Genomic DNA, 14358 nt, shown 5'->3' on the forward strand with positions numbered 1-14358 from the left:
TCGATCCGGCCGACCGAGTCGTCATGAACCTGAACATGCTCCAGCAGGGAGTCGAAGGTCCCGTCAGCAGCCCACCGCCGATACCGCTCATACACCGTCTTCCAGTTGCCATACCGCTCGGGCAGGTCCCGCCACGGCGCCCCGGTCGCCAACTTCCACAAGATCCCGTTCAACACCGTCCGATGATCGACCCACCGGCCACCCTGGCGAGGATGACCAGGCAGAAGCGGCTCAATCCGCACCCACGCGGCATCAGTCAACTCATGACGACGAATCACACCCGCCATCACACCCCGACACCCAGATCAACCTCAGCCAAACCCCAAGATCCAACGGACACGCCCTAGGGGCGCGAGTTGGGGTGCGCGATTCGAAGGCCCCCGGGGCTCGGCTGGCACTGAACGGGCGGGAGTGGCGTTCGCTGGTGGTGGCCGTTCGGGAGTTGAGGAGCTGACTGGGTTTCTGGTCAGGGTTGATGGGCCTCTGGTTGCGGGGTGCGGCCAGGGGCTCGTCTTGTTCTGGTGGTGTGGCGGGCGGCCAGGGTCCAGCAGGTTCCCCAGGTGAGGAAGAACGGGGACCAGAGGGCCAGGTCCCAGCGGGCCAGGTGGCGTGAGAGGTCCGCGTACTCGGGGTCGGGTGGGGTGACGCCGGTGAGGACGAGGGTGTCGCCGACGAAGCCGAAGCCGAGGACGCCGATGGCCCGGACGATCATGAAGAGGCCGATCGTCCACGTGAGGACGATGAGCGGGCGGCGGGGGACGTTCCATGGGCGGACGGTGGCCAGGGCCGTCAGGACGCCGATGACCGCCGCCGTGGCGAGGATCCAGTGGCTCGCGACGAACATCGGGTCGCGGGCGAGGAGGCGTTCTCGCAGGTCGGGACGTAGCGGGTCCTTGTCGGCGAGCGCGTTCGCGCCGAGGGCCTGGGCGAGCTTCATAGAGCCGTAGGCGACGGCGCAGGCCGCTGCGCCGTAGGCGCCGAAGCGGGTGCGGTCAGACGGCACGGGTCACCTTGAGGTACGAGCGGGTCGTTTCCGCGAACAGGGCGACCATCGCGATTCCGAGGACGCCGTAGTACGCGTTCCAGCCGACGCCGAGGCCGATGAACGCGTCCAGCGCCATGATCCCGCCACCGCCGAGGACGGCCACCGCCATTCCGGCGAGGACGAGCAGCATGAGCGGGCGCGGGACGCGTCGTCCGGTCGCCGTGACCGTGGCGAGGGTCAGGACGGCGGCGAGGACGCCGGTGGCGGTCGCGAACCACTGGGCCAGGGCGGGATTCAGGAAGTAGTCGCGGGTCTCGGCGTCCGACACGGGTGGTCCGCCGGGGAAGCCGAGGCGGGCCTGCATGGCGAAAGCCGCCTTGCCAACGGCGTACGCCAGGAACACGGCGGCCAGCGCGAACGCGGGCCAGCGTCGTTGCCGATCCGGTGCAGCCATGCCTCCGACGCTAGAGATCGCGGACGCGAGGGCCCTCCCCCGCGCGGGTGATCCACATCCCCCGCGCGGACGAGGGTTGACACGTGCCGCCGCCCGACCTAATGTCTTCCTCAACGCAGAGACTTCGCAAGAGAAGTTACTGCAGCAGAGCAGAGGAGCCTGGAATGAACACCACCACCGCCGCCGACATCGCTGCCATCGTCTCCGTCCTCGACCGCCTCACCGCCGCCTGGAACGCGGGCGACGGCACCGCCTACGGCGCCGAGTTCACCTACGACGCCACCTACATCACCTACGTCGGCACCCTCTACCAGGGCGCCGAGGAGATCGGCGGAGCCCACCAGGTCCTGTTCGACACCTTCGTGAAGGGCACCAAGCTCGCGTCCGAGACCCAGAGCATCCGCCTGACCAGCCCCGACAGCGCCCTGGTCATCACGCGCGGCGCGACCCACAAGGGCGACGCGCCCTCCAGGCTCGACAAGATCCAGACCTACACGTTCGTGCGCGAGGCGGACGGCGCGTGGCGGATCGCGGCGTTCCAGAACACCAAGCGCAAGCCGCTGATGGAGGCCATCTCCTTCAAGTTCCAGCCCGCCAGCAGGCCCGCCGCCCCCGCCCCTGCCGCGCCCGCCGCCGCCCACGCCGCCTGACCTGGCCTGACAGACAGGAACCGAGGATCCCCCCATGCCTTCCGTTGCCGTCGTCGCCGCCACCGGACGCACCGGACGCCTCGTCGTGGAGCGCGCGCTCGCCGCCGGGCACTCCGTCACCGCTGTCGCACGCCGTCCCGAAGCGCTCGGCATCGAGCATGCGCGGCTGACCGTCCGGGCGGCGGACGTCACCGACCCCGACGCCCTCCGCGAGGCCCTGACCGGCCACGACACCGTCATCTCCGCGCTCGGAACGACCGGGCGCGGGCCCACCGACCTCTACTCGGCGGGCACCGCCGCGATCATCACGGCCCTCCCCAAGGGTGCCCGGCTTGTGGTGATCTCGTCCGCCGGGCTGGCCGTCCCGGCGGACGCCGGGCCCGGCACCCGCCTCGCCGCCCGCGCCCTGTCCCGCCTCATGCGGCACGCGTACGAGGACATGGAGCGGATGGAGTCGCAGCTCGCCGCGTCCGGGCTGGTGTGGACGGCCGTCCGCCCGACCGGCCTGAACGACCGTCCGGGCTCGGGGACGCCGCGCGTCTCGATCGGCGCGACCGAGCGCGTCGGGAACCGGACGTCCCGCGCCGACCTGGCCGCCTTCATCGTCGACCACCTGGACGATCCGCTCACGTTCGCCCAGCCGGTCGCCGTCTCGTCCTAGCGTCGCCGTCTCGTCCTAGCGGGGTGCGCCGATGCGGGCGGCCATCTCGTACAGGCCCGGCGGTTTCGGGCCCGGCGCCTGGATGATGTTGCCCACCAGCGCCCGGACGGACGGCCTCCGGTACTCCTCCGGAGCGGTCGCCTCAGCCGCCCCCAGCAGGACGAACGCGTCCGCGGTCCGCCCGTGCCGGACGAGCGCCCGCGCCTTGTCGATCACGAACCGCTGCCTCCGCTCGGCCGACCCGAGGCGGTGCGGACGGACCCGGTCGGCGGCGTCCAGGGCGGCGGCGGTGTCGCCGAGCGCGGTGCACACGCTGATCCGGTACACGTGCACGTTGGTCTGGGTGAACGAGCGGTGCCCGGCGGTCCGCGCGGACGTCCCGCCGAGACGGACGGCCGCCCGCTCCGCCTCGTCCAGCAGGTCGAGGGCGACGCCGTCGCGTCCGCCCTGCGCCGCCGCGTAGGACGCCGCGCACAGCAGCGACCCGTAGTCGGCGAGCGTCTCGGGCGAGGGCCGGGTGTGCTGCACCAGGTCGCTCGCGGTGCCGGTGAGCAGCCGGACCGCCGAGTCGCAGCGTCCGACCCGGCGCATGGACATGCCGACGGCGAGGGACGAGGCGGCCACGACGGACGGGACGCCGCTCGCCCGCGCGGCCTGGAGCGCCCGGTCTCCGGACACCCAGGCCAGGGTGTTCTCGTTCCGCTTCACCGCGAGCTCGCACGACAGGATGTACGCCTGCGCGAGCAGCGCCGAGTACCGGGCGCGCTCCTGGCCGGCGGTGTCGTCGCGTCCCGCCGAGGCCGCGCTGATCAGCCGGGGAAGACCCCGCGCCGCCTCGGCGTAGCGGCAGTCGGTGTACGCCCGCCACGCCTGGTCGAGCGCCCGCCGCAGGGACGGGACGCCCGGCGACGCGACCTGCTCGGGGGCGGAGACCAGCACCGCCTCGATCGGGCCGGTCACGGGGTCGGCGGACGAGCCGACGAGCCCTCCGGCCAGCGTCACGCCGCCCAGCATCAGCAGTTCTCGCCGGAGCACCTTCTCACCCGCCTCATCCTCATCGCGGGAATCCTCCCCCACGGGGGACGCCGTGATGTCCGACGATGCCAACGGGCCACTAAAGGGTAGCTCCGGAAATCCCAGATCCGATTCGGACAGGCCGGTGAACGCGCTCAGGCCCTGCCGATATTTCCGGCTCGGACGGACTTCACCCCTTTCCCAGAGGCCGACGAGATTACCACTGGGAGCGACGTTGACCTTGAGATTCTCACGCATGAACGCGCCGAGTCGCTCGGCGAACTCATGCTGTGAGTAGCCGAGGGCCGTTCGCGCGGCGCGCAGCAGGTCATTTGCCCGACATTCTGACACAACGTCAGTGTCGGCCAGGCCCTTCAGGAGATCCAGCCTTGTGTGGATATTTTGGCCAAAGGCTGTGTGGAGTCACCGGAGTCGCCATCCCAGAATGGGGGCGGCCATGTTCCCCAGGGCAATCGGGTGGTGTTCTGAATGGGGTTCCAGGGAAATGCAATTCTCCGATCTTATGCGGAGCGGGGGCCCGTCGAGGCCTGGGACCGCCTCTCCCGGCGCCTGTCGCTGGAGGGCATGTACGCCGTCCAGCTCGGTGAGGCCGTCCACGCCGCCCGGTCGGGGGCGGCGCGGACGCGGCGCGGCGTGGCCGGGGTGTTCCAGGCCAAGGCCGCCAACCTGGAGCGGGCGGAGACGCTGCTGACCAGGCTGCTGGAGCACGGCGACCGCTCCCGCCTCTGGAGCGAACTGGACGAGCGGGTGGGCCGCCTCGACCTCACGGACCTGGCCGAACGCTGGGCGGGCCCGCTCGTCTCGTCCCCCGCGTCCGCGTGGGGCGTGATGCGGCGGCACGGCGTCCGGACGTTCTGCGAGACGACGGCCGTCCGGCTGATCGATCTGCAGGCGGCGCACGCCCGGTGGGTCGGCGCGTGGGACGCCGAGCGCCGGACGGGACGGGCGGACCGCCTCGCCGAACTGGACGGGCTCGTGGCTTCGGCGGCGGCCCAATGGGACGCTGGCGTGCAGCAACGGGCCGTCCACGCGCTGCTCTACCTGCCCGGCGAGTGAAAAGCCGGGGGCCGCGTCGGCCCGTCGGACGATCAGAACGGGTGAGGTGGGGTTAACCGCCCGTTATTGGGGATCTTCCGCTGCGGATAGCGATATGTGACGATCTCGGTGACCTTTCCAGTCGGGGGACACCGCGGAGGAAGGCACGGCATGACACTGTTCGGCGACCTGACGCGACGCAAACCCATCGACCAGATCGAGGAGGGCGGCGCGGAGACCGCGCTCACCCGGACGCTCGGCCTCTGGCAGCTCACGGCCATCGGCATCGGCGGCATCATCGGGGCCGGGATCTTCTCCCTCGCCGGGGCGGTCGCGCACGAGACCGCCGGACCGGCCGTCCTGATCTCGTTCCTGGTGGCGGGCGTCGCGAGCGCCGCCGCCGCGTTCTCCTACGCCGAGTTCGCCGGGCTGATCCCGCGCGCCGGATCGGCCTACACCTACGGGTACGCGGTGCTCGGCGAGTTCACCGGCTGGGCCATCGGCTGGGACCTGCTGCTCGAGTACACCGCGATCGTCGCGGTCGTCGCGATCGGGATATCCGGCTACTTCAACGACCTGCTCGGCTTCCTGCACGTCCACCTGCCGAACTGGATGGCGGGCGCGCCCGGCACCGAACCGCACGGCGTCCCCGAGCACAGTTACAAGATCAACCTGTTCGCGGCGCTGCTCTGCCTGCTCATCGCCTACGTGCTGAACCTCGGCATGAAGAGCGCGGCGCGCTTCGAGTCGGCGCTGGTCTACCTGAAGGTCGCCATCGTCCTGCTGGTCATCGTGGTGGGGGTCTTCAAGATCCACGCGGGCAACTACTCGCCGTTCTTCCCGTTCGGATGGGGCGGGGCGTTCACCGGGGCCGCGACCGTCTTCTTCGCCGTGTTCGGCTACGACGCCATGAGCACCGCGGCGGAGGAGTCGAAGGACTCGCGGAAGCACATGCCGATGGCGATCCTCATCTCGCTGGCGATCTCGATGGTGCTGTACGTCCTGGCCTGCCTGGTGCTGACCGGGATGGTCCCCTACACCGAGATCAACCCGACCGCCGCGTTCTCCTCGGCGTTCAAGAGCGTCGGGATGAACGGGCTCGGGCTCGTCATCGCGGTCGGCGCGATCGTCGGCATCCTGACCGTGCTGTTCACCTTCATGATGGGCGCGACCCGGGTCTGGTTCGCGATGAGCCGGGACGGCCTGCTCCCCGGCTGGTTCGCGCGCACCCACCCGACCCGGCACGTCCCGACGCGGATCACCTGGATCCTCGGCGCCGGATCGGCGCTGATCGCCGGGTTCTTCCCGATCGCGGAGGCCGCCGAGCTCACCAACATCGGCATCCTGCTGGCGTTCATCGTGGTCTGCGCGGCGGTGATCGTGCTCCGCTACAAGCGTCCCGACCTGCCTCGGCAGTTCCGGACGCCGCTGATGCCGTTCGTGCCGCTGGTCGGGATCTGCTTCTCGATCTGGCTGATCACCTTCCTGGCGTGGCAGACGTGGGTGCGGTTCGCGGTCTGGTTCGTCCTCGGATGCGTCGTGTACTTCGCCTACGGACGCCGCCGCTCCCACCTCAACAAAACCGAGACGGCGAAGGGCTGAGAACGCCGTCGGGCCTCCCTCGGGCCTCCCGGTCGTCAGGTCTCGATCGGGAGGTCCGGCAGGTTGTGGATGTGCGCCTTCTGGACGCGCAGGACGGCGTCGTCGTCCTTGAAGAACGTGACGATGCCGCCCTCCTCCACGATCTCGTCGGCCTCGACCGTCTCGGTGACCGGCTGCTCCGCCGGTCCGTACACCACGCGGTACTGAGTCATGATCCGGACCTACCTGGCGGAGGGTCAGGGAAAACTCGAAGAATCAGAAAGTGATCACCTGCCGGACGGCGTCCCCGGGACGCGTTCACGCGACCGTCAGCTTCTCCATCTCCGACCGGATCGAACCCGCGATCTCCTGCGGGCGGCGGTTCTCCCGGCCGACGAACACGTGGACGAAGTGGCCCTCGGCGACCAGCGTCCCGTCCGACCGGAACATCCCGATCTCCCAGCGGACGCTGGACCGGCCGAGCTTGCCGACCCGCAGCCCCATCCGGATCGTGTCGGGGAAGGACACCTCGGCCTTGTACACGCAGTGCGACTCGACGCACATCGCGATCGCGTCGCCGCCCAGGGGGTCGAACCCGGCCGTCCTGATCATCCACTGGTTGATCACGGTGTCCATGAGCATGTAGTGGACGACGTTGTTGACGTGCCCGTACACGTCGTTGTCGTTCCACCGGGTGGGGACGGTCTCCCAATAGGGGTAATCGCTGCTCATGCCCGCCGAGCCTAGTGAGCGGACCACTCGCCTCCCAGGTCAGGCGAGTGTGGCGCGGAACACCTCTCCCTCGCCGGTCAGCGCGACCGGCCCGCCCCGGAAGGGGACGAACAGCGCCTCACCGCGCCGCAGCTCCTCGGCGCGGCCGTCCCGGGTGACGGTGACCTGACCGTCCAGGCACAGGAGCGCGCTCGGGCCCGGCCGGTCCAGGACGATCTTCTCCGCCCCCGGCACGCACCGCGTGAGCCGGAACGCCGCCGCCGGGGACGGGAACACGCCCTCGCCGTTCGGCGCGGGCACGGCCTTCCGCGGAACCGGGTCGAACGCCCCGAAATCGGCGACGGCCAGCACCTCGGCGACGTCCACGTGCTTGGGCGTCAGGCCGCCTCGGAGCACGTTGTCCGAGCTGGCGAGGATCTCCACGGCCGTCCCGCGCAGGTAGGCGTGCAGCGTGCGCGGCGGCACGTTCAGCGCCTCGCCCGGCTCCAGCCGGACGAGGTTCATCAGCAGCGAGGTGACCGGCCCGGTGTCGTCCGGGTGCAGCTCCGCGAGCAGCTCGACCACCCGGTAGGGCTCGCCGTCGAGCCCCGCGCACGCCTTCCGGACGTCCTCGACCAGCGCGCCCCTCAGCCCGGACGGCCAGGTGAGCAGCATCTCGACGGCCCGCTTGGCGTCCCCCGCCGCGAGGGCCGCGACGACCTCGTCCAGCTCCGGGACGCCCAGCGCCCCGACCAGCCCGGCGGCCTCCCGCGGCTCCCGGAGCCCGCACAGCGCGTCGAACGTCGTCAGGGCGCACACCATCTCGGGCTTGGCCGAGTCGTCCCGGTAATTGCGATCAGGGGCGTCCGGGGCGAGCCCGGCGGCGTTCTCCCGCGCGAACCCCTCCCGCGCCTGCCGCTCGTCCGGATGCACCTGAAGCGACAGCGGGTGCTCGACCGCGAGCACCTTGAGGAGGAACGGCAGCCGCTCCCCCGCGTCCGGCCCCAGCGCCGCGTGGACGTCCCCCGCGATGTACTGGGGCAGCGTCCGCCCGTCCCCGCGCAGCCGCGCCGGGGCGTCCGGATGCGCCCCGACCCACAGCTCGGCCTGGGGCTCGTCCCCGGGCACGCGTCCGAGCAGCTCGGCCAGCACCGTCCGCGAGCCCCAGGCATAGCAGCGGACGGTGCAGTCGAGCCGCACGAGCGCGGCAGACGTCGTCACGGCAGTTTCCATCCCGTATGGGATACCGCACGGCGTCCCTCTCCGCATACTCGGACCGCCGTTCCGGGCCCGGGAAGGAGACGGCGAGGGACCCGTCAGGGCCCGCCCGGGTGGGGCTAGAAGGACTCGTCGAAGGCGACGGAGCCCTCGACCCCGATCTGGTAGGCGGAAACCCGGCGTTCGAAGAAGTTGGAGAGCTCCTGGACGTCCTGGAGCTCCATGAACGCGAAGGGGTTGGCCGTGCCGTAGCGGGCGGGGAGGCCGAGGCGGGTGAGGCGCTGGTCGGCGACGTACTCCAGGTAGCGGCGCATGTCGTCGGCGCTCATGCCGGGCATGCCGTCGCCGCAGAGGTCGCGGGCGAAGGCGAGTTCGGCCTCGACGGCCTCCTCGATCATGCGGGTGACCGAGGCGGTGAGGTCGGCGTCGAAGAGGTCCGGCTCCTCGGCGCGGACGGTGTCCACGACGGAGAACGCGAACTCCATGTGCATGGACTCGTCGCGGAAGACCCAGTTCGTCCCGGACGCGAGGCCGTTCAGCAGGCCGCGGGAGCGCAGCCAGTAGACGTAGGCGAACGCGCCGTAGAAGAACAGGCCCTCGATGCAGGCGGCGAAGCAGATGAGGTTGAGCAGGAACGCGCGGCGGTCGTCGCGGGTGGTGAGCTCGTCCAGCTTGCCGATCGAGTCGATCCAGCGGAAGCAGAACTCGGCCTTGGCCCGGATGGACGGGATGTGCTCGATCGCGGCGAACGCCTTGACGCGCTCGTCGTGGTCGGGCAGGTAGGTGTCCAGCAGGGTCAGGTAGAACTGGACGTGGACGGCCTCCTCGAACAGCTGCCGGGACAGGTAGAGGCGGGCCTCCGGCGCGTTCACGTGCTTGTAGAGGTTGAGCACGAGGTTGTTGGCGACGATCGAGTCGCCCGTCGCGAAGAACGCGACCAGGCGGTTGACCAGGTGCAGTTCCTCGGGCGTGAGGCGGGCCAGGTCGGCGAGGTCGGACGCGAGGTCCACCTCCTCGACCGTCCAGGTGTTGCGGATGGCGGCGCGGTAGCGCTCGTAGAAGTCGGGATAGCGCATGGGCCGCAGGGTGAGGTCCATGCCGGGGTCGAGCAGCATTTCCTTGGTCTCCGGTTCTTCCACGCCGCTTACTGGCAGGCTTCGCAGGTCTCGGGGTTCTCGAGCGAGCAGATGACCGCTTCGGTCGCCGAGACGGTGGTCTGCGCGATGCGCGTCGCGGGACGGCTGCGCAGGTAGTAGGTGGTCTTGACGCCGCTGCGCCAGGCGTAGGCGTACATCGAGGAGAGCTTCCCGATGGTCGGGGTCTCCATGAACAGGTTCAGCGACTGGGACTGGTCGATGAACGGCGTCCGGGCGGCGGCGAGGTCGATCAGCGCCTTCTGCGGCAGCTCCCAGGCCGTCCGGTAGAGGACGCGGACGTCGTCCGGGAGGTCGGCGAGGCCCTGGACGCTGCCGTTCGCGCGCTTGATCGCCTCGCGGACCTCGGGCAGCCACAGGCCCTCGGCCTTCAGGTCCCGGACGAGGTACTGGTTGATCTGCAGGAACTCGCCGGACAGCGTCTCGCGCTTGAACAGGTTGGACACCTGCGGCTCGATGCACTCGTAGCAGCCCGCGATGGACGCGATGGTCGCGGTCGGGGCGACGGCGATGAGCAGCGAGTTGCGCAGGCCGGTGCGGGCGACGCGGGCGCGGAGGGCGTCCCAGGCGTCCGGACGGGTGATCGCGGCGTCCGGGAAGTGGTCGATGTGCAGCTGGCCGCGCGCGGTGCGGGTCTGGTCGTAGGCCGGGTGCGGGCCGTGCGCCTCGGCCAGGTCGGCGGACGCGCCGTACGCGGCGAGGGAGATCTCCTCGGCGATGCGGGTGGAGAGCGTCCTGGCCTCGTCCGAGTCGAAGGGGAGGCGGAGCTTGAAGAACACGTCCGCGAGGCCCATGACGCCGAGGCCCATGGGACGCCACTTCTTGTTCGCCTTCTCGGCCTCGCCGGTCGGGTAGAAGCCGCGGTCGATCGTCCGGTCCAGGAAGCGGACGGCGGTGCGGACGGTCGCGCGGAGGCGCTCCCAGTCGACCGTCCCGCCGGGGAGGACGTGCGCGCCGAGGTTGATCGAGCCGAGGTTGCAGACGGCGGTCTCGCCGTCGCTGGTCACCTCGAGGATCTCGGTGCACAGGTTGGACAGGTGGACGACGTTGCCCTTCTCCGCCGTCTGGTTGCAGGCGCGGTTGGAGATGTCCTTGAAGGTCATCCAGCCGTTGCCGGTCTCGGCGAGGGTCCGCATCATGCGGCCGTAGAGGCGGCGCGCGGAGATCGTCCGGACGGCCTTCCCCGCGGCCTCGGCGGCGCGGTAGGCGCGGTCGAAGTCGTCGCCGTAGAGGTCGGTCAGCTCGGGGGTGACCTTGGGGTCGAACAGCGACCAGTCCTCGTCGCGCTCGACGCGGCGCATGAACTCGTCCGGGATCCAGTTGGCGAGGTTCAGGTTGTGCGTGCGGCGGGCGTCCTCGCCGGTGTTGTCGCGCAGCTCCAGGAACTCCTCGACGTCGGCGTGCCACGGCTCCAGGTACACGCAGGCCGCGCCCTTGCGGCGTCCGCCCTGGTTGACCGCCGCGACCGACGAGTCGAGCGTCCGCAGCCACGGGACGATCCCGTTCGACAGGCCGTTGGTGCCCTGGATGAGCGAGCCGCGCGACCGGACCCGCGTCCACGAGACGCCGATGCCGCCCGCGTACTTGCTGAGCCGCGCGACCTGCGCGTACCGCTCGTAGATCGACTCCAGCTCGTCGCGCGGCGCGTCCAGCAGGAAGCAGGACGACAGCTGCGACCGGCGGGCGGCGCTGTTGAACAGCGTCGGCGAGGACGGCAGGTACGACAGCGTCGACAGCAGCCCGTACAGCTCCCGGACGTCGTCGACCGTCTCGGCGAGCCCGACCGCGACGCGCATCAGGAAGAACTGCGGCCGTTCCAGGACGCGCCGGGTCCTCGGGTGCCGCCACAGGTAGCGGTCGTAGACGGTGCGCAGGCCGAAGTACTCGAACCGGTCGTCGGCGGACTCGTCCACCAGCGCGTTCAGCGCGTCCGCGTTGGCGGCGACGAACGCGGCGGGCGCGTCGGCCATCAGGCCCTCGCGGTGCGCGGCGGCGGCCGACTCGGCGAACGTGCGGACGCCCTGGGACGCGGCCTCCTCGGCGATGTGCGCGTTCAGCAGGCGCGCGGCGACCCTGGAGTACGCGGGCTCGACCGCGACCAGCGCGGCGGCCTCGCCGATCGCCTGTTCCCGCAGCCCGGCGACGTCCGTGGCCGCGTCCGTGCCGCGGACCGCCGCGAGGACCCGTCCCGGTTCGGCGTCCGCGAGGCCCGCGCAGGCCCGTCCGACCTCGGCCTCAAGCACACCCCGCGCGGTCTCCACCGGCGCGTCCAGCTGCTGCGTCATGTGCCCTCTTCCCCTCGCATCACCCTCGCGGGGGCGGCCGGGGCGAGCGCGCGTCACCGGCCCCGGTCGTCGGCCGCCGGGCCCCGGCTCGGGCCGGGTCCGCGGGCGGCGCCCCGTGACGTCCGGGCAGGCTCGCGCGCTCGTCCTCCGGCCTCCCGCGAGGCTCTCGGACGATCCGTCGTGCGGGCAGGTCTTCGGACTCGCGGGCACGGCCGACGCCTCTCGCGTCGCCTGGCCTACTGACCGTCGCTTCCCGGTCCGCGCTCGGCGGATCCAGTGCTCATGACGGCGGTCGTTCCCGCTCACCGCTGCGGGGCAGTCCCGGATTTCCACCGGGTTCCCTCTTGCGACGCCCGCACCACCGCTCGACGCGTGGCGGCGCGGAGCGGCGGTGCGGGCGAACCAGCACGGGACTTGACCCTACATCTTGAGGCGACGCACTTTGCAACCCCAACATGTTGGGCGTGTTCGAACACCTATCCGGGGGGCCAGGTGGGCGGCGCGGCGCGGGGATGGCACCATTGGGGGCGACATGACCGCCGCCCTGCCCCGCCGGTCCGCGGCCTCGCCGGGCCCGTCCGCGACCTCGATCCACCGGCCGAACCTCCGCCTCGCGCGCGCCCTGGTGTTCTCCACCGTGTGCGTCGCGCTGGCGACGCTCGGCCATGCCCTGGCGGCCTCGACGGCCGTCCCGGCCTGGGCGGCGCTGACCGGTTTCGCCGGGGTGCTCGCGGTCACCTACGCGCTGACCGGCCACGAGCGGTCGCTGCCGACGATCGCGGGCGGGCTCGTCGGCGGGCAGTTCGCCCTGCACACGCTGTACGCGAGCGCGTGCGGGTCCTGCGCGCCCGTTTCGCACCCCGTGGGCGGGAGTGTGGGCGGGACTGTGGGTGGGATCTCGTCCATGCACGACGGCCACCACATGGCGGTGGTCGTCGCGTCGCACGGGCCGGGCGCGGCGATGACGTTCGCGCATGTCGTGGCGGGTCTCGTGTCGGGCTGGTGGCTGTGGCGCGGCGAACGCGCCGCGTGGACGCTGGCCCGCCGGATCGCCTCGTTCGCGGACCGGCCCGTCCGGGTGTTGCTGGCGCTGCTGGCCGCCGCGTCCGAGGTCGTCGCGCCGCCTCCGGTGCGCGGTGTGGTCGTTTCGGGCTTTGCGCCTGCTGCGGCACTTAGGCGCGCTCTGCGACATCAGGTCGTGCGGCGCGGGCCGCCGGTTCTCCGTTCTCTCGGCTTCACGACCGCCTGATCCGCCTTCCGGACGGGCCGGTCGTCGCCGCGCGCCGGGTCACCCGCGCGCGGTTTCCGGATCGCTACCGGACGTGGTTTCAGCCCGTCCGGTTCTCCTGCCTGAACGGAGTTCCCCTATGTCTTCCAAGGTTCACGCGCCTCTGGTGCGCGCGCGGCGGATCGGTGTCGTGGCGGCGCTGGCGGGCGTCTCGCTCGCCGGGTTCGTCCCGTCCGCGTCCGCGCACACCGCGCTGAAGAAGTCCGATCCGGCGTCGGGCGCGACGGTCGCGTCCCCGTCGAAGATCACCCTCACGTACTCGGAGCCGGTCGGGCACCCGAAGATCATCCTCACGGACGCGTCCGGCGGACGGCACGAGGCGGGTTCCGCGCGCGCCGTGGACAACGTCGTCACCGAGGACGTCAAGGGACCGCTGTCCGACGGCGTCTACACGGTCGGCTGGCGCGCCGTCTCCGACGACGGCCATCCGGTGACGGGCGAGTTCACGTTCACCGTGAAGGGCTCGCCGTCCACCTCCCCGTCGGCGTCGGCGTCCTCGGCGGCGTCCGCGCCTGTGTCCGCGGCTCCGTCGGAGTCCTCCTCGTCGTCGGACGGCGGCGGAAGCGCGGGCTGGTTGTGGATCGGGCTCGGCGCGGTCGTCCTCGCGGCGATCGGCGGCGTCGTCGCCTGGACGCGCCGCTCCCGCACGAGCTGACGGATCGTCCCGGGAGGGTGGCCGGATCCGGCCATCCTCCCGAAATGATTACTTGATTACATCCCCTGGCGCTGCCAGAGTGATCATCATGAACGAGGAACAAGGCGGACACGAGTCCGACGCCGTCCCGACGCTGTTCGCGTGGGCGGGCGGCGAGGAGGCGTTCCAGCGGCTCACCGAGGTCTTCTACGGGCACGTGCTCAAGGACGACCTGATCGGCCCGCTGTTCGCGCACATGGACAAGGACCACCCGAGGTACGTGGCGATGTGGCTCGCCGAGGTGTTCGGCGGCCCGGAGCGGTACAGCGAGGAGCGCGGCGGATACCACCACATGGTCCGCCAGCACCTCGGCAAGGCGATCACCGAGCCGCAGCGCCGCCGCTGGGTGAGCCTGCTGATGGACGCCGCCGACGAGGTCGGCCTGCCGGACGACCCCGAGTTCCGCGCCGCGTTCGCGGGCTACATCGAGTGGGGCACCCGGATCGCGCTCACCAACTCGCAGCCGGACGCGACCCCGCCCCTCGAAGCCCCCGTGCCGCACTGGGGCTGGGGCGTCGCGCCGCCGTACATCCCGTCCTGAGGCGGCGTGCGGGACGCGTCCGCCCCGGCGACGCGTCCCGCTCGGCCTGTCTCGGTCTCTGTCGTT

Annotated in this window: 16 protein-coding genes and 1 riboswitch; of the genes, 7 read left to right on the forward strand and 9 right to left on the reverse strand. The window is 71.3% G+C overall.

Annotated features, from left to right (window positions below; genetic code table 11):
• The 3 genes from P696_RS54105 to P696_RS0109340 all read right to left on the reverse strand — a co-directional run.
• The coding region (locus P696_RS54105) for an IS5 family transposase (RefSeq protein WP_157429595.1) at positions 1-287 on the reverse strand (287 nt) is incomplete at its 3' end.
• 179 nt (positions 288-466) lie between these two features.
• On the reverse strand, positions 467-1003 hold the full coding sequence (locus P696_RS44270) for a DUF3995 domain-containing protein (protein ID WP_245627584.1): 537 nt from the start codon (positions 1001-1003) through the stop codon (positions 467-469).
• Complete coding sequence (locus P696_RS0109340; RefSeq protein ID WP_034484045.1) at positions 993-1439, reverse strand: hypothetical protein; 447 nt, start codon at positions 1437-1439, stop codon at positions 993-995. The genes P696_RS44270 and P696_RS0109340 overlap by 11 nt, the downstream gene beginning before the upstream one ends.
• Before the next feature lie 164 nt (positions 1440-1603).
• Between P696_RS0109340 and P696_RS44275 the strand changes: the two genes are divergently transcribed.
• Positions 1604-2089, forward strand: a complete 486-nt coding sequence (locus tag P696_RS44275) for an SgcJ/EcaC family oxidoreductase (protein ID WP_034484048.1) — start codon at positions 1604-1606, stop codon at positions 2087-2089.
• A gap of 34 nt (positions 2090-2123) precedes the next feature.
• Positions 2124-2750, forward strand: coding sequence for an NAD(P)-dependent oxidoreductase (locus tag P696_RS0109350; protein WP_026412146.1), 627 nt, complete (start codon positions 2124-2126; stop codon positions 2748-2750).
• Between the two features lie 15 nt (positions 2751-2765).
• Here P696_RS0109350 and P696_RS44280 read toward each other — a convergent pair whose 3' ends face one another.
• The gene (locus P696_RS44280; RefSeq protein WP_051467197.1) at positions 2766-3785 is read right to left on the reverse strand and encodes a hypothetical protein; all 1020 of its coding nucleotides are present in this window, start codon (positions 3783-3785) and stop codon (positions 2766-2768) included.
• Between the two features lie 468 nt (positions 3786-4253).
• Between P696_RS44280 and P696_RS0109360 the strand changes: the two genes are divergently transcribed.
• Positions 4254-4841: a hypothetical protein gene (locus P696_RS0109360; RefSeq protein ID WP_157429596.1), complete on the forward strand. Its 588-nt coding sequence runs from the start codon at positions 4254-4256 to the stop codon at positions 4839-4841.
• 150 nt (positions 4842-4991) lie between these two features.
• Complete coding sequence (locus tag P696_RS0109365) at positions 4992-6422, forward strand: amino acid permease (protein WP_026412148.1); 1431 nt, start codon at positions 4992-4994, stop codon at positions 6420-6422.
• Between the two features lie 35 nt (positions 6423-6457).
• Here P696_RS0109365 and P696_RS55740 read toward each other — a convergent pair whose 3' ends face one another.
• The 5 genes from P696_RS55740 to P696_RS0109390 form a co-directional block, all read right to left on the reverse strand.
• Positions 6458-6634: a hypothetical protein gene (locus tag P696_RS55740; protein WP_157429597.1), complete on the reverse strand. Its 177-nt coding sequence runs from the start codon at positions 6632-6634 to the stop codon at positions 6458-6460.
• 85 nt (positions 6635-6719) lie between these two features.
• On the reverse strand, positions 6720-7133 hold the full coding sequence (locus P696_RS0109375; RefSeq protein ID WP_026412149.1) for an acyl-CoA thioesterase: 414 nt from the start codon (positions 7131-7133) through the stop codon (positions 6720-6722).
• Positions 7134-7172: 39 nt separating this feature from the next.
• Positions 7173-8333 (reverse strand): mannose-6-phosphate isomerase, class I, encoded by a 1161-nt coding sequence (manA, locus tag P696_RS0109380; RefSeq protein WP_026412150.1) that lies wholly within the window; start codon positions 8331-8333, stop codon positions 7173-7175.
• Between the two features lie 116 nt (positions 8334-8449).
• A complete protein-coding gene (locus tag P696_RS0109385) occupies positions 8450-9469 on the reverse strand; it encodes a ribonucleotide-diphosphate reductase subunit beta (RefSeq protein WP_245627585.1) in 1020 nt (339 codons plus the stop codon).
• Between the two features lie 5 nt (positions 9470-9474).
• Positions 9475-11769 (reverse strand): ribonucleoside-diphosphate reductase subunit alpha, encoded by a 2295-nt coding sequence (locus tag P696_RS0109390; RefSeq protein WP_026412152.1) that lies wholly within the window; start codon positions 11767-11769, stop codon positions 9475-9477.
• A gap of 168 nt (positions 11770-11937) precedes the next feature.
• Positions 11938-12141: riboswitch (cobalamin riboswitch) on the reverse strand.
• A 160-nt stretch (positions 12142-12301) separates the two neighbouring features.
• Here P696_RS0109390 and P696_RS0109395 point away from each other — a divergent pair.
• The 3 genes from P696_RS0109395 to P696_RS0109405 all read left to right on the forward strand — a co-directional run bounded on the left by P696_RS0109395 (position 12302) and on the right by P696_RS0109405 (position 14292).
• A complete protein-coding gene (locus P696_RS0109395) occupies positions 12302-13018 on the forward strand; it encodes a hypothetical protein (RefSeq protein ID WP_051467199.1) in 717 nt (238 codons plus the stop codon).
• Between the two features lie 118 nt (positions 13019-13136).
• The gene (locus P696_RS0109400) at positions 13137-13712 is read left to right on the forward strand and encodes a copper resistance CopC family protein (protein ID WP_064743976.1); all 576 of its coding nucleotides are present in this window, start codon (positions 13137-13139) and stop codon (positions 13710-13712) included.
• 88 nt (positions 13713-13800) lie between these two features.
• Complete coding sequence (locus P696_RS0109405) at positions 13801-14292, forward strand: group II truncated hemoglobin (RefSeq protein ID WP_026412155.1); 492 nt, start codon at positions 13801-13803, stop codon at positions 14290-14292.
• Positions 14293-14358 lie beyond the last annotated feature (66 nt).

Origin of the sequence: Actinomadura oligospora ATCC 43269, from assembly GCF_000518265.1 — a bacterium.
In the GTDB taxonomy this organism is placed as follows: Bacteria; Actinomycetota; Actinomycetes; order Streptosporangiales; family Streptosporangiaceae; genus Spirillospora; species Spirillospora oligospora.